Below are 25373 nucleotides of genomic sequence, written 5' to 3' on the forward strand. Positions count from 1 at the left end.
ACTATGACTAATTCACCTCACATAACTCCTACCACAATTCCGATTTCAGAAACCAGGACCCTTTTTAAAGAACAAATACAACAAGGAATCCCATCGGTTTTACCAAAACCAAAACCATACGATATAGATATCAATCACGCACCAAAGCGTAAAGAAATCCTTTCGAATGAAGAAAAAAAATTAGCACTTCGTAATGCTTTGCGTTATTTTGAACCAAAACATCATAATGAGCTAATAAAAGAATTTCGACAAGAATTAGAAATATACGGCCGTATTTATATGTATCGCTTTCGTCCCGATTATGAAATGCGTGCGCGTCCAATAAATGAATATCCTGGAAAAAGCGAACAAGCCAAAGCAATTATGCTGATGATTCAAAACAATCTGGATTACGCCGTGGCACAACATCCGCACGAATTGATAACCTATGGCGGCAATGGAGCTGTATTCCAAAACTGGGCACAGTATTTATTGACGATGCAATACTTATCAGAAATGACCGATGAGCAAACATTGACGATGTATTCCGGGCATCCAATGGGATTATTTCCCTCGCATAAAGAAGCGCCACGAGTTGTAGTAACAAACGGCATGGTAATCCCTAATTATTCTAAACCGGATGATTGGGAAAAAATGAATGCTTTAGGCGTTTCTCAATACGGCCAAATGACCGCCGGAAGTTACATGTATATTGGCCCGCAAGGAATTGTACACGGAACAACTATCACGGTTTTGAATGGTTTTCGTAAAATAAAACGCAGTCCAAAGGGCGGATTATTTGTTACTTCTGGTTTGGGCGGAATGTCTGGCGCACAACCTAAAGCCGGTAATATTGCCGGTTGTATCACCGTTTGTGCCGAAGTAAACCCTAAAATTACACATATTCGCCACAGTCAAGGATGGATTAATGAAGTGATTGAAAATATTGATGCGCTGGTAAAAAGAGTCGCTTTGGCGCAAGCCAATAATGAAATTGTGTCCATCGGATATCTTGGAAATGTGGTTGAGGTTTGGGAAAAATTTGACCAGGAAAACATCCATATTGATTTAGGATCAGATCAAACTTCGCTACACAATCCTTGGGCAGGTGGCTATTATCCTGCTGACATTTCCTTTGAAGAAGCCAATGAAATGATGGCATCAACTCCTGATTTATTTAAAACAAAAGTACAAGAAACATTACGACGTCATACGACAGCAATCAATAAACACACTGCCAAAGGAACGTATTTCTTTGATTATGGAAATGCTTTCTTACTGGAAGCTTCCCGTGCCGGTGCAGATGTCATGGCAGAGAATCACATCGATTTCAGATATCCGAGTTATGTACAGGATATCATGGGACCCATGTGTTTTGATTACGGTTTTGGCCCTTTCCGATGGGTTTGTGCTTCGGGAAAACCAGAAGATTTAGCCAAAACAGATGTAATTGCTTGCCAGGTTTTGGAAGAAATGTCCAAAACAGCTCCCGAAGAAATTCAGCAACAAATACAAGACAATATTCATTGGATAAAAGGCGCACAAGAAAACAAATTGGTTGTAGGCTCACAAGCACGAATCCTTTATGCAGATGCTGAAGGACGCGTAAATATTGCCGAAGCTTTCAATCAGGCTATTGCCAATGGCGAAATAGAAACCGTAATTTTAGGTCGCGATCACCATGATGTTTCCGGCACCGATTCTCCATACAGAGAGACTTCTAACGTTTATGATGGCTCAAGATTTACCGCCGATATGGCGATACAAAACGTCATTGGAGACAGCTTTCGTGGAGCCACTTGGGTATCCATTCACAATGGCGGTGGCGTGGGCTGGGGAGAGGTAATAAACGGCGGATTTGGTATGGTTCTTGATGGTTCAAAGGAAGCGTCAAGACGTTTAGCATCAATGCTTTTCTGGGATGTCAACAACGGAATTTCCAGAAGAAGCTGGGCTAGAAATGAAGGAGCAGTATTTGCAATAAAAAGAGCGATGCAAACGGAACCTTTATTGAAAGTAACCATCCCTAATATAGTCGCTGACAATTTGTTGGATTTTTAAAAATTTGAACGTATCTTTAATAAACATTTAGTAATCAAAAAAACAGGTCATGAAAGCAATTAAACTCCTTCTCGCATTTCTACTTTTAGTATTTGCCTCTTGCGCTTCCGTAAAAGTATATTCTGATTATGATAATAATGTGGACTTTATTCAATACAAAACGTACGCTTTTCATAAAAAAGGCATCGATCGAGTTGAAATATCAGAATTGGACAAAAAAAGAATACTCAATGCCATAGATCGAGAATTAAGTAAAAAAGGAATGACCAAAAGTGAAAATCCAGATTTGCTGATTAATATATTAACTAAAGAAAGAGAACGCATTGACGTAAATCAGTTCAACGCAGGCTGGGGTTACGGATGGGGTTGGGGATGGAATCCTTACTTTTGGGGAGGCCGCAGCAGTTTTGTTTCCTCATCAACGGAAGGGACATTGTATATTGATTTAATTGATGCCAAGAAAAAAGAATTGGTTTGGCAAGGCGAAGGAGTTGGTTATTTGACCGAAACCCGAAGTGAAAAAGAAAAACAAATTAATGAATTTGTGGCAAAAATTCTTGAACAATTTCCGCCCAAAGTAAAATAGTTTACCATCACATTTCAACATAAAAGCCTACCTTTGCGTAGGCTTTTTTTATACCTAATTATGGCACAATTTAACGACATTTCCACATTCGAAGATATCAAATTACTAGTGAATACTTTTTATTCTAAAGTTCAAAAAGACGAATTTATCGGACCCATATTCAACGAAAAAATAGGCAATCGCTGGCCGGAACATTTAGAAAAAATGTATCGCTTTTGGCAAACTATTTTACTTGAAGTGCATTCCTATTCCGGAAGTCCATTTCCACCACACAAACAATTACCGGTCGCCAAAGAACATTTTGACCGCTGGATGCAAATTTTCACTGAAACAACTGACAACTTATTTTCTGGTCCATTAGCCGACGAAGCTAAACTTCGGGCAAAAAATATGGCTGAAATGTTTAATTACAAAATTGACTACTTCCGCAATCTTGAGAAAAGTCAAACGGACAATTCATAGTTTTTAAAGTGGGTTTAATCCAAAATATGTTCCTTTTTGCAAACAGCAACAAATTATTATATGCGCAATTTATTATTACTTGTCGTTTTACAAGCTTTCCTCATTTCTTGTTCCAATTTAAAGCAAACAGCTGACAACAAGTCAACCCCAAGTTTAAAACTAATCAGTTCCATTGAAATTCCTTTTGAGGAAACGTTTCAAAACACAAAAGTGGGCGGATTGTCCGGAATCGATTATGATGCCAAGAATGATTTGTATTATTTGATCAGTGACGATAGATCCATGTTTAACAATTCAAGATTTTATACGGCAAAAATTCATTTGCTCGAAAATAAAGTTGAACGTATTGATTTCCAAAGTGTCACCACTTTAAAAAATGCAACTGGGAAAGCGTTTGGCAATTGGAATACCATGCCAACTACTTCAGCAGACCCGGAAGACATCCGATTCAATCCAAAAACGAACACTTTGCTTTGGAGTAGCGAAGGCGCTCGAGTGCTAACAGCAGATAAGGAAGTTTTACAAGATCCTTCTCTAAATTTCATGGATTTAAAAGGTGATTTTCTAGGCAATGTCACCTTACCGGAAAATTTAAAAATGCAGAAACTGGAAAAAGGTCCGCGAAACAACGGCACTTTAGAAGGAATTACTTTTGACAAAAACTATAAAAATGTCTATACCAATATTGAAGAACCATTATTTGAAGATGGCGACCAAGCCAATACTAGCAAAGGCGGTTTGATTCGGCTGTATCAATTTGATGCCAAAACAAAAAAGAACACCGCTCAATACGGCTATAAACTGGAACCTATTGCTCATGAACCTGTTCCGAAAGGTGCTTTTGGTGTAAATGGCGTTTCGGCAATTCAGTATTATGGTAAAAACCAATTGCTGGTTGTGGAACGCTCCTATTCTACCGGGACACAAGCCTGTTCGGTTAAAGTATTTATGTGTGATTTAAAAAAAGCAACTAATATAAAAAACTACAGCTCTTTGCAAAATCAAAAATTCGAATTGGCTTCTAAAAAACTGGTACTTAACATGGATGATTTGGGAATTTTTATTGATAATATCGAAGGACTTACTTTTGGTCCAAAATTGGCAAATGGTAATCAATCTATTATTTTCATTTCAGATAATAATTTTTCAGATAAACAAAAAACGCAGGTTTTGGTGTTTGAGTTGGTGAAGAAGTAAATCCAAAAAATAGCTATCAATCCTCTATCCAGTTCGCCAAAGAACATATTCAGTACCAACAAAAATGAGAATGCACAATGTTTAATTTAGCGGAAGTCAATGAAACATAATTGGAGAATGTTTGAAATTATACTATCTGGAATTCAGATTTGCCTCGGTATTTTAATATGGTTTTTTGTCTATTTAACTTGCAATCAATATTATACTTTTTTGTGGAAAAATCCATTAATAGACCATCATAGCATTGTTCAAATGGCTGTCAGAAAAAATATAACTTTAGTAATTCTATCACTTATTGCTATTTCATCAGCAATACTTTTAATCAAAAACTTATCTCAAGGCTGGGTGATGAGTGTTATAACTTGGATTATGCTTATAATAACATTGATAATTAACTCCTATCGATTAAACCAAAGCAATCCTAATGAGTTAGATTTAATTTCTATATTTATTATAGGAATAATTACATTTGTTTTTATAGCTATTGTATTCGCATTAAATAATATAGAATTCAAACGGAAATACAGCCCAACCATAAAAAACTGGATTTTCATAGCAATTTCTATTGTTGTACTGACAGCTTTAAAATTTTTATAAGCTTAAGCGAGAGTGTGACGAACTGAGCAGACTTTGTACGTGTAATGTATTGATGAGATTGCTTCGTTCCTCGCAATGACTGAACGCAACTAAATTATGTTGAATTATCTAATCTCAAATTAAACCTCAACTCCCCTAGCCCCGATTGCAATGAAAAGCTTTTTGTGAAAGCCGTTTTGATTTTTCTTGTTTATAAAAAGCGACTCCTCTCCCCAACCCTCTCCAAAGGAAAGGGAGAAAAGAGGAATACCTCTTTTTATTTCTCCTGCCGGAACATTAGAAAAACAAACGGGTTTGCAAAAACTTGCAATGAAAAGCGGGAAATCGCTCCTGAAATTCGTACTTTTGCAGTAGAACTACAACGTTTTCGATATGAACTCAACTATAGAAAGCAATCCGTTATTAGACCGATTGCCAAAGCACTTAAAACAATTCATTAAGCCTCAGGATTATAGCGATTATACGCCCATAAATCAAGCGGTTTGGCGTTATGTGATGCGCAAAAATGTAGCTTATTTATCGAAAGTGGCGCATAGTTCCTACCTGGAAGGATTAAAAAAAACAGGAATTGAGATTGATAATATTCCGAGTATGTACGGTATGAACCGCATTCTGACTGAAATAGGCTGGGCGGCGGTTGCGGTAGATGGATTTATTCCGCCCAATGCTTTCATGGAATTTCAGGCCTATAATGTGCTTGTAATTGCTTCTGACATTCGCCAACTTGAACATATAGAATACACGCCCGCACCAGATATTATTCACGAAGGTGCAGGTCATGCTCCCATAATTGCTAATCCGGAATATGCGGAATATTTACGCCGTTTTGGCGAAATAGGCTGTAAAGCGCTCTCTTCACATAAGGATTATGAAATGTATGAAGCCATCCGACTGCTTTCCATCGTAAAAGAAGCTGAGGGAACTCCCCAAGCTGTTATTGATGCTGCCGAAAAATCGGTAGAAGATTTGCAAAACAATATGGGTGAATTATCAGAAATGGCGCAAATTAGAAACCTGCATTGGTGGACTGTCGAATACGGACTCATTGGAACCGTAGAAAATCCTAAAATTTATGGTGCCGGTTTGTTATCTTCAATAGGCGAAAGTGCGCACTGCATGACAAACGAGGTCAATAAAATTCCGTATGACCTATCAGCAGCAAACCAGAGTTTTGACATCACAAAATTGCAACCGCAACTTTATGTCACACCAACATTTGCTTATTTAAACCTAGTTTTAGAGGAATTTGCGAATAAAATGGCACTCCGAACAGGCGGTTTATCCGGAATAGAAAAACTGATAGACTCAAATGCTCTGGGAACAATTGAATTGAGTACAGGCTTGCAAATTTCGGGCGTTTTTAGTACCGTAATTGCACACGAAGGCAAGCCTATTTATATACAAACCACCGGAAAAACGGCTTTAGCTTCTCGCCAAAAAGAACTGGTTGGTCATGGAACTTTGACACATCCTGAGGGTTTTGGGAGCCCTATTGGAAAGCTGTTAGGAATCAATCTGGCAATTGAAGACATGAGTCCAAAAGATTTGAATGCCTACGATATACTGGAATCTAAAACGGTCAAACTGGAGTTTGAAGGTGGCATCACTGTTGAAGGTGAAATCATAACCGGCTCCAGAAACTTACAAGGCGAAATTATTTTGATTCGCTTTAAAAACTGTACTGTGTCACACGGAGAAACAATTTTGTTTCAACCAGAATGGGGAATTTATGATATGGCTGTGGGCAAAAAAGTGATTTCGGCTTTTTCAGGCCCTGCAGATGTGAATAGTTTTGATTTGATTTCGCATCTTCCCTCGAGCAAAACCATTAAAGCGAAACATACCGCAGAACGTGATGACTTAGAGGTTTTGTACCAAACTGTTAGAAATAGTAGAGAAACCAAGGAGACAGAAACACCCTTGAAGCCTATATTCGAAAATTTACAAACCAATCACCCAAAGGATTGGTTATTAGCTGTTGAAATCACAGAGCTGCTAAAAGAAAGAAATGAAATTAAATTATTACAGGAAATATTGGTTTATCTCGATCAATTAAAACAAAAAAGACCTGAAGTAGCACATTTGATTACTGGTGGTTTGGATTTGATTTTTGATAAAGAGAAAGCTTAGTTTTCCAATTTAGGTTTATCAAATCGAGCGCAGTCGAGATTTTTCAATAGGCTTAAACAGCTATAAAAATGGTTTCGACTGCGCTCAACCTGACAAAAAAACTATTATAATTTAATTTTTTGTCCAAAATCTTTTTCGCTTTCGATTACTTTTCCTTCGTATTGTAATTTCCAGCCCATTGAATTACTCAAAATTAATATTTTGGACAATTCGCTGATTAATCGGTTTTGAGCATTGGTTTTCAGTGAAGATTTTTCTATTTTCTTGGCGAGATTTGCTTTGACCGATTTATTGATCTTATTATAATCATCTCCCGTAAACGGATTCAGCTTGCTTTGTTCTACGTTATAAAACTCAATATCCGGACTTATTTTTATTTCTTCTTTTGGAATACTAACAATAGTGATGGTTTTATTTTTTTCATCTATTTCATATTTCATTTGGCGCAAATCATAAGCAACTGTTACATCAGCATTGACTATTACCAATGCTTTTTTCTCAAAAGAAAGCATATCCAACAAATATTTTTGTTGATTTTTATAGGTAATCACTTCGGAGAAATGGCCTTCAGTAACTACTAATTTTCCAACATTTAGAATTTGTTGCTGAATGAGATTTGTGTTGTACTGGATATCTTCATCGTCGTTTTTCTTAAAATCGCAGTATTTGAATAATAAAAATATTCCCCCGATAACTACTATTGTAATACCTATTCTTCTTAACATAATTAAAATTTCATAAATGAATATTCTGATTCCAATTTAGTGATTTTTTCTCTGACTTTAGACTCAAATTTTAAATGACTTTCAGATTTCGGATTAAAAGGCTTGTGCGAAAGACTTTTTTGAATAGTTGAAACTTCATCCATTGTAGCAAAAGCAGTTTCAGAAATTGTAGTTTCCTTGAAACGTTTCCAAATATAATCGATTGCCACTGGATTGGGATGCAACATATCTTCAGTATAAAAACGGTAATCTCGAAGTTCATCCATCATGATTTCGTAGCTGGGAAAGTAATTTATAGTCGAAAGTCGAAAGTCAAAAGTCCCATGAAGCGCACTAATTATATTGGCTTTGCTCCATTGATTTTCGACAAAACCATCTTTGATGTGACGCACTGGAGAAACGGTAAAAATAATGGTGCAACTAGGATTTACAACATGAATTAATTTCAGTGTCTTTACTATACTTTCTTCTATTTCTTCAACAGAAAGTAATTCTTTCTGAAACAGCTTTTGCGGTACTTTATGACAATTAGCCACAACACAATTGCTTTCTATATTTCGATATACCCACGAAGTTCCGTAAGTAATAATAATATGGGAAACATGCTGCAATTGCAGTTTTATAGCTATCAGTATTGCATTTAAAGAAGCTAACAATTCCTCTTTACTAGAACTGCTCAAATCCGAATGCACATCAAAACAATGCCAGCGTTCGTTGTAAAAAAAAATGTCGCTTTCTGTAAGTTGCTTTCCGGAAACAGCAAAATCAACTAGTTTTTCAATCGCTATAGGATGAAACAAAATGCCAAATGGATTACAACTATTTTGAAATTTAAAATAGTCCAGTTTCTGCGCCATATTTACCGCAAAACAAGAACCCAAAGACATGATTTTAGAAGTATAATCAATAGGAAACTTACTTTTAGGAATGGGAACTTGGGTTCTGAAATTCATATTTATTTCTCGCAAAGCCGCATAGGTTAAAGGTTATTTACAATTCTTGTAATTCCTGTTTTAATTAGTGGTTCGTTGAAATTAATTAACAAGCCAAATTTCATTCCTGTAATTTTCAGATACGTTTAAAGTTGTATTGGATGAACATTAGCAATTTGTTCAACTGATTTTATTTCTAAAATAACTTTATTTTCTATGATTAAGTCAGTTCTGAATCCAATATCTAATTTTACTTAATCCCAGACAACGGGAAGTGGTTTTTGACTTTCAACTTGTAGTCCTCTTTTCGTTAACTCATAAAACAAAACAACTTCATAAACTGATTTTAATAACCCTGGACCAAACTTAGTGTGCATCTTTTAACAAACATCAACAACAATTTTTGAAATCTCGTTTTCAGTCATTTTTTTATTTCTCGCCAATATATTAAAAAAATTACGATATAATTACTTTACAAACTCAATTGCTTTTTCTAAAGCTTGCTGAATTCCTGCGACATTCTTCCCTCCTGCTGTTGCAAAAAATGGTTGTCCTCCGCCTCCACCTTGGATAAATTTACCCAATTCACGAACCACTTGTCCTGCATTTAGGTTTTTCTCCGCAACTAATTCTTTAGAAATATAACAGGTCAACATTGGTTTTTCTCCCGAAGCTTCGGGATTCACTGTAGCCAAAACTAGAAACAAGTTATTTCCTAAATTTCCTAATTCATACGCCAAATCTTTTGCTCCCTCCGGATTCAAATCGACTTGTTTTGCCAAGAATTGAACGCCATTAATTTCCTGTATCTCAGCGATTAAACTCGCTTTAAGATTTTTGACTTTATCTTTTACCAAAAACTCAATTTGCTTAGTCAATTTGACATTTTCTTCTTGTATCGAATGAACGGCTTTCAGAATATCCTGAGGATTTTTTAAGGCTATTTTTACTTCATTCAATGTGCTTTCATGCGAAGCAAAATGTGCTTTTACCGCATCACTTGTAATCGCTTCTACACGACGAATTCCTGCAGCAACCGCTCCTTCTGAAACGATTTTGAAATGCCAGATTTCAGCTGTATTTTTCACGTGGATTCCACCGCATAATTCCATGCTTTCGCCAAATTTAATCGCACGAACCTCATCTCCATATTTCTCTCCAAAAAGTGCCATCGCTCCTTCTTGAACTGCTTGCGCGAAAGGAATATTTCTTCTTTCAATTAGTGGTAATTGCTCTTGAATTCTTGCATTTACAAAATCTTCCACTTGCTGCAATTCGGTTTCCGTCATTTTAGCAAAATGAGAAAAGTCAAAACGCAAGTAGTTTGGATTTACTAGCGAACCTTTTTGTTCTACGTGTGTTCCAAGAATACTTCTCAAGGCTTGGTGCATTAGATGTGTCGCCGAGTGATTTCTGGAAGACAAACTTCTCAAATCTTGATTTACTTTGGCTACAAAACCAGCATTTATATTTTCCGGTAATTTTTTTGCAAGATGTAAAATCAGGTTGTTTTCTTTTTTCGTATCGATGATTTCGATAGTTTCATTTGCAGACCCGAGCGTTAGCGAACTGGCGGAGCAAACTAACGTTCCTTTATCACCCACTTGTCCTCCACCCTCTGGATAGAAAGGGGTCTTGTCTAAAACGATTTGGTATAAAACACCCTCTTTTTTACTGTCTACTTTACGAATGCGAGTGATTTTTACGTCACTTTCTGATTGGTCGTAGCCTACGAATGTTTCTACATTTCCTGGAACTAATAGCAACCAGTCTTCGGTAGAAACTTCTGATGCGGCACGGGAACGTTTTTTTTGTTCTTGCATGGCGGCGTTAAAACCAGCTTCGTCCAGTTCGAATCCTTTTTCTCTAAGAATTAATGCGGTCAAGTCAATTGGAAATCCAAACGTATCATACAATTCAAACGCTTTTGTTCCAGAAACTGTTGAACCTTTAGTTTCGGCAACCACATTTTCTAATAATTGCAATCCTTGGTCTAATGTTCTCAAGAAAGAAGATTCTTCTTCACGAATTACATTCGTAACCAATTGTTGTTGCGATTTGATTTCCGGGAAAAACTCTCCCATTTGATTCGCTAAAACAGTAACTAATTGATTGATGAACGGTTCTTTTATATTAAGAAACGTAAATCCGTACCGAATGGCACGACGCAAAATTCTACGAATTACGTAACCAGCACCTGTGTTTGATGGCAATTGTCCATCGGCAATAGCAAAAGCAACCGCACGAACGTGATCGACTACTACCCGAATAGCGATATTTATTTTTTCCTCATCTGCATTCGGTACGGACAAGTCTCGACTTGTACCTACGGAATTTGATGTGTATTTTAATCCTGTAATTTGCTCTACTTTTTCGATAAGTGGCATAAACACATCCGTATCATAATTGGATGTTTTTCCTTGTAATGCCATACACAAACGCTCAAATCCCATTCCGGTATCAACGTGTTTTGCTGGCAATTTTTCCAGAGAACCATCGGCTTTACGGTTGAACTCCATGAATACATTGTTCCAGATTTCCACTACTTGGGGATGATCATTGTTAACCAAACTTTTTCCTGAAACTAAGGCTTTTTCTGCTGCAGAACGAATGTCAACGTGAATTTCTGAACACGGCCCGCAAGGTCCTTGGTCTCCCATTTCCCAGAAATTGTCTTTCTTGTTTCCAAGAATGATACGGTCTTCGTCAATTAATGCCGCCCAAATATCCCAAGCTTCCTGATCGAATGGTACGTTTTCACTTGGATTACCTTCAAAAACGGATACGTATAAGTTTTCTTTTGGAATTTTATAGACTTCTGTCAAAAGTTCCCATGCCCAGTTGATAGCTTCTTTCTTGAAATAATCTCCAAAAGACCAGTTTCCCAGCATTTCAAACATGGTGTGATGGTAGGTGTCAAAACCTACATCTTCCAGATCATTATGTTTTCCTGAAACACGAAGGCATTTTTGCGTATCAGCAATTCTGTTGCTTTTTGGAGTTCCGTTACCTAGAAAATATTCTTTGAACTGGGCCATCCCTGAATTGTTGAACATTAGTGTTGGATCATCCTTGAGAACTATGGGTGCCGATGGAACGATTAAGTGTCCCTTTGATGCGAAAAAATCTAGAAATTGTTTGCGTACGTCTTGTGATTTCATTTTTTTATTTAAATATTTAAAGATTCAAAAATTTAAAGATTAGTTAGAATTGAATTTTTCAATCTTTTAATCATTAAATCTTTTAATTTCTTTTGCCCCAGATAGTAGTGAAAAGCTTCGAGATTTATACATTTATTTTTTCTTGAGGTGGCAGAGCGACCGAAGGAAGCTCCTGCTAGCTCATTAGAAAAAAAATGTATAAACGAGAACTTGCAACAAATAGCTGGAATAGGCACATTATTTTATTTATTATTGAAAAAAGGGTGTAACAAATGAAACATTTCTTAAATTTGTTCGTCTAACCTTTTACAGTGTGCAAAAATAGGGTATTTTAAAATATGTCGAAAGTAAAATATTATTACGATTCTGAAAATTTAGCGTATAGGAAAATAAAAACTCGAAAAAGAAGAAAATTTGGTGTTATCATTCTGTTTTTGCTGGCCTCGATATTATTTGGTTTTTTGAGTTTTATTGTATTATTGAACACCCCTTATTTTGAAACGCCTAAAGATCGGTTGCAGGCTCGTGAAATTGAAAATTTAAGATTGAATTATGCGATTTTAAATAAAAAAATGGATCAGGTAAATAGCGTAGTTGAGGCTCTTGAAGACAGAGATAATAATTTGTATCGGGTATATTTCAATAAAACAGCAATTCCTGACTCTGTCCGGAAAGCGGGATTACCGGGAATAAACAGGTATAAAGTACTAGAGGGATATGACAATTCCCAGTTGGTACTGAATACCACCAAAAGAATTGATGTATTAAGTAAGGAACTCGCCATTCAATCCAAATCACTGGATGTCATTTTGAAAATGGCAGATGCTAAAAGTGATTTTTTGTCTGCCATTCCTGCCATTCAGCCAGTGCGAAATGAAAATTTAAAACGACTGGCATCTGGTTTTGGTTATCGAACAGATCCGTTTACAAAAGTAAGAAAAATGCATGAGGGAATGGACTTTACGGCCAAAACAGGAACTCCAATTTATGCCACTGGAGACGGAATTGTAATAACCGCCGACAATAGGGCCTCTGGATATGGAAATCATATTGTAATTCGGCATGGATTTGGATACGTAACATTATACGCGCATTTGAGTAAATATAAAATACGAGCTGGACAGCGTGTAAAACGCGGAGATGTAATAGGATATGTGGGAAGTACCGGAAGATCTGAAGCACCGCACTTGCATTATGAAGTTCATAAAGATAACAAAGTGGTAAATCCGCTTAATTTTTATTATGGAAACATTTCGGCAGTAGAGTATGTTGCTATAGCACAATTAGCGAATCAAGAGAATCAATCGTTAGATTAATCCTTTAACAAAGTGTTCTGTATTCAGTCGTAACAGTTTATAAAAGAAGTGTTCAGAAAAGATTAAAATAAAAAATATGCACATTGAACTTTCTAAAGATAAAAGATATTACAGCATTGGCGAAGTAGCCAAAGCATTTGACGTGAACGCCTCGCTGATACGTTTTTGGGACAATGAATTTGATGTTTTGAAACCAAAAAAAAATGCCAAGGGCAATCGCATGTTTACACCAGAGGATATCACTAATTTGCAATTGATCTATCATTTAGTCAAGGAAAGAGGTTTTACGCTGGAAGGGGCTAAAACCCATTTGAAGGAAGGACAAAAGAAGGCTTTGGATAATTTTGAAATAATCCGGAAATTAGAAACGATACGCACACAATTAACAAATATTAAAAACGAATTGTAATCCCAAAACAAAACAGGGATCCCACTATTTACAATTAAAATTAAACAACAAACATTAAATTAAACAAAGATGAAAAGATTTTTGCCTTGGATTATCGTAGGAGTTATTATTATTGGTATGTACAGCTGGATCAAAGGGATTAATAATACTGCGGTAACAATGAACCAAACAGTAGAACAATCGTGGGGAGATGTACAAACGGCGTACCAAAGAAGAAATGACCTGATTGGAAATCTAGTAAATACTGTAAAAGGTGCTGCTGATTTTGAAAGAAGTACCTTGACTGCTGTTATTGAGGCACGTGCCAAAGCTACCTCAACTACTATTGACCCAACGAACATCACACCGGAAAAATTAGCTGAATTCAACAAAGCACAAAGTGGTGTAAGTAGTTCTTTGTCTCGATTGTTAGTATCAGTAGAGCGCTATCCTGAGCTGAAAGCCAACCAGAATTTCTTGAAATTACAAGATGAATTAGCTAGCACAGAAAATCAAATTTTAACAGCAAGAACGCGTTTTAACGAAGCAGTTAAACCTTATAATTCACACATTAAAACGTTTCCAAACAGCTTATTTGCAGGAATGTTTGGATTCAAAGACAAAGCATATTTTACTGCTGTTGAGGGAGCGGATGCACCTGTTGAAGTAAAATTCTAAAGTTAGATTATTAGACTTTTTATCTTTTTAGAAGTCAAAATAAAATAAATTTAAATTAAAGAAAAAACCTTTAAAAATTAACAATTTTTGATTTCAGGTTCAACAATTCTGAAATCAAAAATCGTTAATCTTAACTCAAAAATATTTCAATGTCAAAAGTAGCAGAATTATTAACCCCGGAAAACGAACAGGAGATTGTTGAAGCTATTCGCATGGCTGAAAAAAACACTTCTGGTGAGATTAGAGTTCACATAGAAAAAACAACTTCCATGGATGCGTATGAACGAGCCAGAGACGTTTTTCATGAACTTAAAATGGATGAAACCGAACTTAAAAATGGTGTTTTAATATATTTAGCTGTTGATGATCACCAATTTGTAATTTGTGGAGACCAAGGCATCAATGATGTTGTTCAAGATGACTTTTGGAATTGTACACGGGATCTAATGGTCGTTCAGTTTAAAACCGGGAATTTCAAGCAAGGACTTATTGACGGAATCACCAGAGCCGGTGAACAATTACAAAGTTATTTTCCTTGGCAAGAGGGAGACACGAATGAATTATCAAACGAAATATCTAAAGGATAATGCTATTACAAAAAAAGAATACCCTAATTTGCCTAAAGTTGTTTGTTTATCTGTTATTTACACAAGTTAGTTTTGCGCAATTTACCATACCTGAAAAACCAACGTTACAAACCTCTGTTTACGATTATGCCAAGGTTTTAAGTGCCACAGAAAAAGCACAATTAGAAGAAAAACTGATTAAATACTCTGATTCTACCACAACTCAAATTGTAGTGATCACTATAGAAAGCCTAAAAGGGGAAGATGTAAGTCAATTAGCTACCCGGTGGGCACAAACTTGGGGAATTGGAGGAACTGCAAAAGAAGACAATGGTGTCATTATTTTACTCTCTAAAACCGAAAGAAAAATTGCAATAAACCCTGGTTATGGTCTAGAAGACAGGCTTACCGCAGGAACTGGTGGAGAAATAATCCGGAATATAATCATTCCAGAATTTAAAAAAGGAACCTATTACAGTGGATTAGACAAAGGAACAGATGCCTTAATTGATGTTTTTAAAGGCAAATACAAAGGTGTTCGCAAACAAACACCAAAAGAAAAAGAATTCCCGATCCTTCCTATTATAGTTATTGTGATCGTGATACTGGTATTAATATCCCGAAATAAAGGGGGTGGAAATTCCGGTGGCGGAGGTCCAAGTCTACTCGATGTCATTATTTTAAGCAGTCTTGCCGGTGGCAGAGGTGGCGGCGGTTTTGGCGGTGGAGGCTCTTCTGGAGGTGGTTTTGGTGGCGGTTTTGGTGGCGGGGGATTCTCTGGTGGCGGATCAAGTGGTAGTTGGTAACTTAGGGCTGGGATGTGTTTCCGCATTAAAACCTTGTTTATTAAACAAATACAACCGTGATTAATACCCAACCCAAAAAAGTAGATTTCTTTTTAAATACCAATAATTTAGCTCATTTTTTTGAAACCTATTTACAGAATAGCAATAATCCAAATTAGTAGCCAAATTAACCAATCAATGACATTACATGCTTTCACATAAAGCCAAATATGCGCTAAAAGCACTGCTGTTTTTAGCGCAACAAGAAGAAACCCATATTTCTCGAACTATCGAAATTGCCGAGGCAGCCTCTATTCCAAAAAAGTTTTTGGAACAGATTCTATTGGATTTAAAGCGTGGCCATTTCGTAGGGAGCAAACAAGGGAAATTTGGCGGTTATTATCTTTTAAAATCTAAAAATGACATTACTTTAGCCGATATTCACAGGCTTTTTGATGGTGCAATTGCCCTGCTACCTTGTGCCTCATTGAATTTTTACGAACGTTGTTCTGATTGCGTTAATGAATCGGAATGCCTACTAAGACAAGGATTGATTAGTATTAGAGAAGAAACTTTAAAGGCTATGGAAGGCATCACTATTGCTTCATTGGTAAAAAAATAAAAAATATTATTTAAACTCTACTAATTTTATAGAATTAATTATATATTTGCCTCGAATTTAATATATCATTAACAATACAAATTTAAAAGTATGAAAACGTACCGAAGTAAGTTTGCTTTTTTGAATAGAAAATCTCGCAAAAATCAACTAATTATAATTACAAAAAAGAGCTCTCAAATGATGTGTATGTGTTAGTAAAAAAATTTAAATTAAATTCTACTAATTACATATACTTACTTTAAATGAAAAATTATATAAATAATACCCTTGTAATACTATCCGTTTTAACGTTCACAATATCATTTGCGCAAAACATTGAAGGTGTAATTACAACAAACCTAAACATACCATTAGAAGCCGCAAATATTGTACTAAAAGAAACAACTTCTAACACAATTACAGATTCTAGCGGAAAATTTACGATTGACTCGAAAGGAAAATTCCCTTTAACTCTTTTAGTTCAATATGTGGGATATAAAACCGCAGAAATAGAAATTACTTCCTTACCGATATCTACATTACAAATAAATCTTACTGAAGAAAATGTATTGGTCGAGGTGGTCGTTTCTTCAAGACGCCGGATAGAGAAAGTACAAGATGTGCCAATTGCAATCTCCGTAATAACGGGAAAACAGGCAGAACAATCTGGAGCTTTTAACGTTAATCGCATAAAAGAACTTGTCCCATCCGTTCAATTGTATTCATCAAACCCCAGGAATACCGGAATTAATATTCGAAGCCTAGGTTCTCCTTTTGGACTTACAAATGACGGAATCGATCCGGGTGTTGGTTTCTACGTTGATGGCGTTTATTATGCACGTCCAGCTGCAACCACTTTAGATTTTATCGATGTCGAACAAATTGAGGTATTGCGTGGTCCACAAGGATCATTGTTTGGTAAAAACACCACTTCGGGTGCCTTTAACATTACTACACGTAAACCAAGTTTTATATCAGATGCTACCTTTGAAGTAACCTACGGAAATTACAACTTTTTGCAAGCTAAAGCTTCGGTTACTGGAGCTTTGAGTTCAAAAATCGCCGGTCGAATCTCATTTTCCGGTACGCAACGTGACGGTTTAATCCATAATGTTGTTACTGAAAAACCTACAAACACATTAAACAATCAAGGAATTAGAGGACAATTACTTTATACTCCTTTTGAAAGAACAAATATCATATTAGCTGCAGATATCACAATACAACGTCCAGATGGATATGCTCAGGTAGTTGCGGGTGTCGCACCAACAGAAAGAACGGCTTACCGTCAATTTGATGCTATTATTGCTGATTTGAATTATCAATTGCCAAGTTTAAACGCGTTTGACCGTAAAATTGATCACGATACGGCATGGCGTTCAGGACAAGATATGGGAGGAATATCTCTTAATGTAGATACAAAAATTGGCAACGGTACACTAACGGCAACAACAGCTTGGCGTTTTTGGATTTGGGATCCATCAAACGATAGGGATTTTACAGGATTACAAGTATTAGCCAAATCGCAAAACCCAACCAGACAGACACAAATAACACAAGAAGTACGCTATGCAGGTCAGCTTACCTCAAAATTAAGCGGTGTAGTAGGTTTATTTTTTATTGACCAAACATCACAAACAGATGGTACAGAAGAATCCGGTAATGCACAATGGCGATTTGCGCAAAGTACTACCAGTAATTTATGGAAGACACCTGGCCTATTTGAAGGATATGGGATCAAAACCGATGCCCGCATTAGAGCTTCCAGTGCGGCAGTATTTAGTCAGTTAGACTGGGTAATAACAGAACGTTTACATGTATTACCAGGTTTACGTTATAATTTTGACAAAAAAGACGCTACTTACAACCGTATCACATATGGAGGACTTCAAACGAATGATCCAGCCTTAATTGCCTTGAAAAAATTAGTTTATACGGATCAGTCTTTTTTATCTAATACTAATAATATTAATTTTTCTGGAAATATAACCGTTTCTTTTAAAGCAACTGACAAGATTAATGTGTATGCGACTTTTGCAAAAAGCTACAAACCCGTTGGAGTAAACGTAGCTGGATTACCTACTCTTGCCGGGCAACCAATTCTTGAACTTGCAGTAATTAAACCGGAAGAAGTAAATCATTATGAAATTGGAGTAAAAACAGCACCGTTTAAAAACTCAATATTCAATTTTACCTTCTTTAATACCGATATCAAAGATTTTCAAACCAATGTACAGGCCGCTGAATTAGGTATAAACCGTGGCTATCTTGCCAATGCAGATAAAGTAGAGGTAAAAGGGGTAGAATTAGACGCCAGTTTTGTAATCAACAAACATTTAACCATCAATGGAGCAGCGACCTATACAGACGGTAAATATGTCAAATTTATAAATGCACCCCTTCCGTTAGAACAAACAGGAGCAGCAGTATCCTTTAAAGATGTTTCCGGAACTGCTTTACCTGGTGCTTCAAAATGGGCAGGATCTTTAGGAGGTGAACTTTCAGATAATGCCAAATTTTTTGGAAATACAGGAAAAATATTCTTTGGAATCGATTCTTATGCCCGTTCTGAATTCTCTTCTAGTCCATCAGCTTCAAAATATTTAGTCGTTCAGGGTTATGCCTTATTTAATGCTCGTGTAGGTTTCCGGGCAACAGATGGTTTGTCGGTACAATTCTGGGGACGTAACCTTTTAGACAAAGAGTACTACGAACAACTATTACCGGCGGGTGGAAATTCAGGACAATATGCAGGGGTATTAGGCGATCAAAGAACGTATGGTATTACACTTCGTTATTCGTTATAGTAGCACTAAATATAAACAAGCATAACAGCACCAGTAAAACTGAGTTTTGATTGTGCTAGATATGCAAATAAAACTAACCGTATTAATTATTTTACATTTTTAAACCTTTAATGTTGAACTATTTTGTCCTCTAAAGCAGCATATACTCTGTTTTTTTTGTGCGGCATTTGTTATACAAAAAAACTGCCCCAAAAAAGCGACTAACTTTTTGAGGGCAGTTCAATATACATAGGCTCATTGAAAAAACCATTGAAGGTTCTTATTTTTTAATTAACTTCTGACTGTAGCTTGTACCATCTTCTAATTTTATAGTGACAATATAAACCCCTTGAACCAGATTACCCGTGTCTACCCTAGATTGGAAACCTAAGTCCATTTTAGACTCTATTAATTGTCTTCCGTTCATATCAAATATAGAGACTACAGCCTTCCCCGCATTTTTATTTGATCTGATAAACAGCTCAGAACTCATTGGATTAGGATAAATGCTGAATAAAATTTCTGTGTTGTCCAAAAGGGTTAAATTACCACAAACCCCTATTAAAGGAACGTTAACAGTAAAATCTTCCACCTGATCATTCCTTCTTTCTGAGGTTCCTTGTTGCGCTAAAGCCCCAACCCCTCGTCGGGCAAATACCGCACGTATCAAGCATTCATTTGCACCACCATAGAGCACAGCATCAGCCTGTATAATTGAATTTCTTCCCTCTACAAATCCAACATTACCACATGTAATTAATTTTAAACCATCCATTACTAATTGGATAGCCATATTATTTCCACCTGTACCATAATAAATATCCGGATCAAAACCATACTTACCGATAAAAGCCCAATACATATCCCAAATCATAGTTGACCAAACAAATCCTACACCATGAGGTACGCTTATTGCAGGATTCGCAATATCAGCATAAGTATAATCATTGATTGACATATCAGTAGAATATGGAGAAGGACGTATACCAGGCCCTTCGATACCCTGAAACTGTACATAGGTTCCAATCCCTCTTTTTTGTTCGGGGGTATCGTTTATTTTTTGGGTCATTATAAGTCCAAAAAAGTCAGACCAACCTTCTCCCATTTGCTCTTCATAAGCTTGACTCAATAAACAATCAAAACGATTTCGACCTCCAACTAACCGTGTTGATATTCCATGCCCATATTCATGAGCAATTATTCCTTGATCCAAATCACCATCTCTATTGATCAAATTAGCAAGAGGACCTCTGTCAACTAACCGACCGAAAACAGGTTCTGTTGCCATTTTGTCTAGTAATATCTTTCCGTCCTCAAAAGACAAACCTACTGTGGGGATTGTAATCGTTTTGTATGGTACACCGCCTCCATTTACTGGACCAGCGTTTGGAGCGTTGTTAATGATTATGACACCAATAGCACCATTGTCCTGCGCTATTGTAATTTTATCAACAAATGGACAATTACCACGGATGACAACAGCAATTTTACCTTTAACTGCAACCGCACCAGCAGCTGTATAAGCTGTACATCCATCCCTAGGATCAGGACTCTGCGCTGGTGTACCGGGGGGAGTGGAGTTAGTTGAAACCCATGGAGTCCCGTCATCTTCTACAAGAACTAATCTGCTGTCAATAGAAGGATCCCCTTCTCTAGGAATAGCTACAAATGGAAAGCGCACGGATGCATATGATTTCCGAAGTTCAGTTGCACTTGGAGGAATGACATCAAGAAACTCCCCAAAAGGAGATGCGCCCCATAAAAACATTTGCATTGTTGGCTCAAATCCATCAATCAAAGTACCAAAATTAGCATTATTAAGCCCACTACCGTCCTGAGCTTCAGCCTGTACTTCATCTCCATCCCAATCATTAATGGTTGCGCTGGTAGGTCCAGCAAAACGATCGTAATCACCCTCCTGGAAATTCCCATTCGTTTCGTCAAAACCATAGGCATAGGAAACATCATGCATGTAGTTGTTCCAAACAAATAAATTGACAATTGCAGCTTTTTGATAGGCTATCGGAGCCTTGCCTAAATCTAAAGGGTAGTCAAAACTCAGCGTACCTATACTGCTGGGCGCAGCAAAAGAATCTTCGGTCGCTGACCCGTTAATCTTGCCCCCATCTTCATAGGACTGGACGTTATTACCAACCGTCTTGGATTCTATTTTTCCACCAAATTCATGCCAGCCTTCCGGTGAAGGGACAGCACTTCCTGTTTTTTGTGTACCGATACGTGCTGGATTATTAATCATAGTCCTGCTGCCATGATTGGGAGTCTCAACACCCAAAGGAAAAGCATTGTATTTAGATCCATCCGTAGCAGAAAGTGCTACATTAGATTTCGAATCGAGTACAATAACATTTTTACTATCTTTTTTAAAATTAAAAAAAAGATTGTCTTTTTCATAGCTATGGCTGTGATTCTTGTGACTCCTTTGATTCACAGGTTTCTCATCAGTTACAACAGGTATATCAAAATTACAACTGATCATTAAATCGGATTTCTCTAAAAGTGTCCCATTAGAAGCATTGATCTTTGTTTGCCACCAATGCGAGGCTGGATCTTTAACAATAATCTCATAGGACAATACGAAAGTACCGGTAGAATTCTTAAAATAATTTAATGGAGCTTCAAAATTGCTTGTCTCTAGCTCCGAAGGCTTAAGATCTGATTTAGTAGCATAATTCACTACACTAACTCCGGCAGTATTGCTCAATCCTAACTCACTGAACGCCTTTCGTGCGGACTGAGCTGCGGTCAAACTAGCATTGCTACTACTGATGTTTCCGTATATATTTTTCACAAAAGTATGCTTAAAACTAGTAACCACATTGTTTTTTAAAAGCACTGTGGCTGCTGTATTTGCAATTTTAACCCCTCCTACCTCTTGTTGCAGATACGCAATTAAATAATCCGAGTTTTTAAGCGTCCCATAACTGGTTATGGTAAATTGATTGGCATCTGTAGCAGATAAATTTAAACTTGCAAAATTCACAAGCAGATAGTTTTTTATAATATCTTTTTTATCTTGACCATGACCTATGGTGCTCAGTGTTAAAAAATAACAAAACAAAAAAACAGAGTAAAGGTTTCTCATAATTAGCAGATTTTTAATTACTTAATTCAAATCTAAAACGAATGTAAATTATGAAATTTGATTTAATAAATTTTAGCGTATAATTTGAAATAAAAAACTAATAATTTATATTTAAACGTAAAAAATCAGGTAAATAGCAATTTATTACACTAAAATAAAAGAAAAAAATATTTTTCAGCAATGCCAAAAACATATTTGTACACGTTTATAAAAGGCAATTTTAGGCGATTAAAAATTCTAGCGATTAAAACTAAAGGCTAAACTTACCTATCCGTTTTATTTCTTTTAAAAACAAACTGATTTATACTGTTTTGAAGACTACAAAATGCTATCCATATCTAATGCAACAGTGTTAAACAGCTATATACTTGGCCTCAATGAGTACAAATGACATAAAACCACTAGGTTCTACACCCAAGTTTTCATAAGTTTTACCTGCACTATAACGAAGTAAAAAAGTATTGATGAATTACTTACAAAAACATTAACTCACTTAATTATAACCAGATTGTTAGTACCTTATTTTGAATGCATACCAGTTTTAAAATATTTCATAAAATAAAATAAAATATCTCCTATAGAAATACTAGACTTTGTTTAAATTTGCCTTAATTGAAATAAAATTTAGTGAAAACCATTAGAATTATCTTGTTTTTATTTGTGTCACTGGGCTGCCAAGGACAAAGCAGCAAAATAGTGGATCATCAAAGTATTCTTTGGACACGCTATTACAACCAATTATCGTTAAACGAGAAGTGGTCTCTGCATTCTGAATTTGACAATCGTCTTTTTGTAAAGCCTATAGCTGAAAATTTATATGTTATTCGTGTTCAAGGACGTTATAAAATTAATGATCATCTGGAAACTGGAGTCGGTTTTGCTTATTTCTCTGTTGACACGCAGGTTCCTGAAATTAATTTTGATTTTGAAATCCCGGAATATAGAGGGCAACAGGACATTACATGGAAAAAAATCATAGGTAAAGTAACTTTCCATCAACGTTTTCAATTAGAAGAACGTTTTATTCATAACGCTAGCAAGACTGCTTTATCGCCGGGAACCTCGTTTTCATGGAGGTTCAGATATAGACTTCAAGGGGATTATACCTTTTGGAAAAAAGAAAAACACTTTGTCAAAGCAATATTATCTGATGAAGTAATGGTTAATTTTGGAAAAAAAATCATCAAAAATACGTTTGACCAAAACCGAATTTACATCGCTCTGCAATATGGTTTTAATCCGAATATTGCTTTAGAATTGGGCTATTTAAACAGTTTTCAGCAGCGATCCAACGGAATTGATTATTTCAATAGAAATATTATCCGATTCAGTATATTGCATAAAATAAGACTCCAAAAAAAGAACCGAAAGAACTATTAGTACGTATATATTTTTACAAAAATACTAAATAATTACATTTTAAGTATTGATTACAAGTGTATTAACTAAATATTTAGAATTTAAGATGTGTCTTTAATTAAAAAATATAGCCATGAAAAATTTCGCAATTAAACTCGTGTGGTTTACCACCATTTACGTTTTTGTATTTGCCGGTTTATGTCAAACCACTATTCCTTTGCCAATTTTAATGATCCGACATTGCAATCCTATTTATGGTTTACACCGTTCTAGCTGACGATTAAAACTATAAAAACATTCAAATATTGGTACAGTGACCATCCTACGGAAACTTTTGAAGAAGAAAAACGTTAATTGCTCAAATCCATTTTATGCAAAAAAAATCCCGATAAAATCGGGATTTTTTTTATTTTTCTCTGATATAAATATCGATTGGAACGCCTGAAAAGTCCCAGTTTTCTCTAATTTTATTCTCCAGATAACGTTTGTATGGTTCTTTTACATATTGTGGCATATTAGCAAAAAACACAAATTGTGGTGTAGGTGTTGGCAACTGCATGCAGTATTTAATTTTTACATACTTCCCTTTTGTTGCCGGTGGCGGGTAGGCTTCAATCACTTTCAACATAAATTCGTTGAATTTTGAAGTTGCAATATGCTGTTTTCTGTTTTCAAATACTTTGACGGTTGCTTCTAATGCTTTTAACAAACGCTGTTTGGTCAAAGCCGAAACAAAAAGAATAGGCACATCCGTAAATGGCATCAATTCTTCTCTGATTTTAGCTTCATAATCCCGAGTTGACATCGTTTCTTTTTCGACTAAATCCCATTTGTTTACTAATATTACAACTCCTTTACGGTTTTTCTCAGCCAACCAGAATATACTTTGATCCTGACCTTCAAATCCACGCGTGGCATCAATAATCAAAATGCAAATATCCGCATGCTCAATCGCACGAACCGAACGCATTACTGAGTAAAACTCTAAATCTTCCTTCACTTTCGCTTTACGACGAATACCCGCAGTATCCACTAAGTTAAATTCGAAACCAAAACGGTCAAATTTTGTATCAATTGCATCCCGAGTTGTTCCCGCAATATCTGTAACAATATACCTGTCTTTACCAATTAAAGCATTGATAAAGCTTGATTTTCCAGCATTAGGACGTCCAACCACTGCAAAACGAGGCAATACAACTTCTTCCTGAGTTGGCTCTGGTTTTATAGGAAAAGCATCAATTAATGCATCTAATAAATCACCAGTTCCACTTCCTGAAATACTGGCAAACGTATAATATTCTCCTAAACCAAGGTTGTAAAACTCAATCGCATCTTTCTCACGCATGGAATTATCTACCTTGTTTACAGCCAGTAAAACTGGTTTTGTCACCTTACGCAACAATCGTGCAACGGCATCATCCATTGGAGTAATTCCTTCCTCTACATCTACCACAAAAATGATAACATCAGCCTCATCTATTGCAAGTTCGACTTGTTTACGGATTTCTCCTTCAAAAACATCATCAGAACCACGCACGTATCCGCCGGTATCAATTACAGAAAACTCTTTTCCGTTCCATTCGCTTTTTCCGTAGTTTCTGTCACGGGTCACTCCCGAAACAGAATCTACAATAGCTTCTCTTCTTTGTATCAGCCTATTAAAAAGGGTTGATTTCCCTACATTAGGTCTTCCTACTATCGCAACAATGTTATTCATAATCCTATTTTCAAATATTTTGCAAAGGTATGCTTTTTTTAGTTTGTAGTGACCAGTTTTGAGTATTCAGCAAAAAAGCACACTAACTGCACGCCTTCAAACTAAATTTCAATGCCTTTTTAGGAGCTATTTCCAGCTGTCCACTCTATCTTTTATGTTTTAAAGAAAAACATAAAAGGATGCCGTTCCCATCTGGGCTAGGGCATTTCGAATTCTAATATTATTTATCGAAAAGTTTTTAGAG

General features: G+C 36.1%; 20 protein-coding genes and 1 pseudogene. 15 read left to right on the top strand and 6 right to left on the bottom strand.

Translation table 11 applies throughout. The features are described 5' to 3' along the window. Window positions 1-3: 3 nt before the first annotated feature. From EKL99_RS04760 to EKL99_RS04785, 6 genes are all read left to right on the top strand, one after another. A complete protein-coding gene (locus EKL99_RS04760) occupies window positions 4-2040 on the top strand; it encodes a urocanate hydratase (protein WP_126576487.1) in 2037 nt (678 codons plus the stop codon). A gap of 49 nt (window positions 2041-2089) precedes the next feature. Further along, window positions 2090-2626: a DUF4136 domain-containing protein gene (locus tag EKL99_RS04765; RefSeq protein ID WP_126462005.1), complete on the top strand. Its 537-nt coding sequence runs from the start codon at window positions 2090-2092 to the stop codon at window positions 2624-2626. 60 nt (window positions 2627-2686) lie between these two features. Then, window positions 2687-3088, top strand: coding sequence for a group III truncated hemoglobin (locus EKL99_RS04770; RefSeq protein ID WP_126562216.1), 402 nt, complete (start codon window positions 2687-2689; stop codon window positions 3086-3088). A 36-nt stretch (window positions 3089-3124) separates the two neighbouring features. Then, window positions 3125-4285, top strand: a complete 1161-nt coding sequence (locus tag EKL99_RS04775; RefSeq protein ID WP_231507372.1) for an esterase-like activity of phytase family protein — start codon at window positions 3125-3127, stop codon at window positions 4283-4285. Between the two features lie 99 nt (window positions 4286-4384). Next, window positions 4385-4882, top strand: coding sequence for a hypothetical protein (locus tag EKL99_RS04780; RefSeq protein WP_126576488.1), 498 nt, complete (start codon window positions 4385-4387; stop codon window positions 4880-4882). 372 nt (window positions 4883-5254) lie between these two features. Then, window positions 5255-7012 (top strand): aromatic amino acid hydroxylase, encoded by a 1758-nt coding sequence (locus EKL99_RS04785; RefSeq protein ID WP_126576489.1) that lies wholly within the window; start codon window positions 5255-5257, stop codon window positions 7010-7012. 104 nt (window positions 7013-7116) lie between these two features. On the opposite strand, the gene EKL99_RS04790 is transcribed toward EKL99_RS04785, so the two are convergent. The 4 genes and pseudogenes from EKL99_RS04790 to alaS all read right to left on the bottom strand — a co-directional run bounded on the left by EKL99_RS04790 (window position 7117) and on the right by alaS (window position 11830). Next, the gene (locus EKL99_RS04790; RefSeq protein ID WP_126562723.1) at window positions 7117-7737 is read right to left on the bottom strand and encodes a DUF4230 domain-containing protein; all 621 of its coding nucleotides are present in this window, start codon (window positions 7735-7737) and stop codon (window positions 7117-7119) included. Between the two features lie 2 nt (window positions 7738-7739). Beyond that, entirely contained in the window at window positions 7740-8690 is a 951-nt protein-coding gene (locus tag EKL99_RS04795; RefSeq protein WP_126576490.1) for a GSCFA domain-containing protein, read from the bottom strand. 26 nt (window positions 8691-8716) lie between these two features. Further along, window positions 8717-9046, bottom strand: a pseudogene (locus EKL99_RS04800) (GxxExxY protein). A 90-nt stretch (window positions 9047-9136) separates the two neighbouring features. Continuing rightward, window positions 9137-11830, bottom strand: coding sequence for an alanine--tRNA ligase (alaS, locus tag EKL99_RS04805; protein WP_126576491.1), 2694 nt, complete (start codon window positions 11828-11830; stop codon window positions 9137-9139). Between the two features lie 338 nt (window positions 11831-12168). Here alaS and EKL99_RS04810 point away from each other — a divergent pair, with 338 nt between their 5' ends. The 7 genes from EKL99_RS04810 (at window position 12169) to EKL99_RS04840 (ending at window position 18971) form a co-directional block, all read left to right on the top strand. Next, complete coding sequence (locus tag EKL99_RS04810; RefSeq protein WP_126461980.1) at window positions 12169-13146, top strand: M23 family metallopeptidase; 978 nt, start codon at window positions 12169-12171, stop codon at window positions 13144-13146. Between the two features lie 76 nt (window positions 13147-13222). Then, entirely contained in the window at window positions 13223-13555 is a 333-nt protein-coding gene (locus EKL99_RS04815) for a MerR family transcriptional regulator (protein ID WP_126576492.1), read from the top strand. A 69-nt stretch (window positions 13556-13624) separates the two neighbouring features. Continuing rightward, the gene (locus EKL99_RS04820) at window positions 13625-14212 is read left to right on the top strand and encodes a LemA family protein (RefSeq protein WP_126576493.1); all 588 of its coding nucleotides are present in this window, start codon (window positions 13625-13627) and stop codon (window positions 14210-14212) included. 149 nt (window positions 14213-14361) lie between these two features. After that, window positions 14362-14799: a TPM domain-containing protein gene (locus EKL99_RS04825; RefSeq protein ID WP_126455359.1), complete on the top strand. Its 438-nt coding sequence runs from the start codon at window positions 14362-14364 to the stop codon at window positions 14797-14799. Further along, a complete protein-coding gene (locus EKL99_RS04830; protein ID WP_126576494.1) occupies window positions 14799-15584 on the top strand; it encodes a YgcG family protein in 786 nt (261 codons plus the stop codon). The genes EKL99_RS04825 and EKL99_RS04830 overlap by 1 nt, the downstream gene beginning before the upstream one ends. A 187-nt stretch (window positions 15585-15771) precedes the next feature. Next, on the top strand, window positions 15772-16185 hold the full coding sequence (locus EKL99_RS04835; protein ID WP_126576495.1) for an Rrf2 family transcriptional regulator: 414 nt from the start codon (window positions 15772-15774) through the stop codon (window positions 16183-16185). Between the two features lie 242 nt (window positions 16186-16427). Next, the gene (locus EKL99_RS04840; protein WP_126576496.1) at window positions 16428-18971 is read left to right on the top strand and encodes a TonB-dependent receptor; all 2544 of its coding nucleotides are present in this window, start codon (window positions 16428-16430) and stop codon (window positions 18969-18971) included. Window positions 18972-19230: 259 nt separating this feature from the next. Here EKL99_RS04840 and EKL99_RS04845 read toward each other — a convergent pair whose 3' ends face one another. Continuing rightward, the gene (locus EKL99_RS04845; RefSeq protein ID WP_126576497.1) at window positions 19231-22053 is read right to left on the bottom strand and encodes a T9SS-dependent M36 family metallopeptidase; all 2823 of its coding nucleotides are present in this window, start codon (window positions 22051-22053) and stop codon (window positions 19231-19233) included. Between the two features lie 627 nt (window positions 22054-22680). Between EKL99_RS04845 and EKL99_RS04850 the strand changes: the two genes are divergently transcribed. Then, on the top strand, window positions 22681-23433 hold the full coding sequence (locus tag EKL99_RS04850; protein WP_126461962.1) for a DUF2490 domain-containing protein: 753 nt from the start codon (window positions 22681-22683) through the stop codon (window positions 23431-23433). A 112-nt stretch (window positions 23434-23545) separates the two neighbouring features. Then, window positions 23546-23689 (top strand): hypothetical protein, encoded by a 144-nt coding sequence (locus EKL99_RS14515; RefSeq protein ID WP_231507373.1) that lies wholly within the window; start codon window positions 23546-23548, stop codon window positions 23687-23689. A 129-nt stretch (window positions 23690-23818) separates the two neighbouring features. Here the strand turns inward: EKL99_RS14515 and der are convergent, their stop codons facing one another. Then, window positions 23819-25129, bottom strand: coding sequence for a ribosome biogenesis GTPase Der (der, locus tag EKL99_RS04860; RefSeq protein WP_126461959.1), 1311 nt, complete (start codon window positions 25127-25129; stop codon window positions 23819-23821). Window positions 25130-25373 lie beyond the last annotated feature (244 nt).

This window comes from Flavobacterium sp. ZB4P23 (assembly GCF_003970375.1).
In the GTDB taxonomy this organism is placed as follows: domain Bacteria; phylum Bacteroidota; class Bacteroidia; order Flavobacteriales; family Flavobacteriaceae; genus Flavobacterium.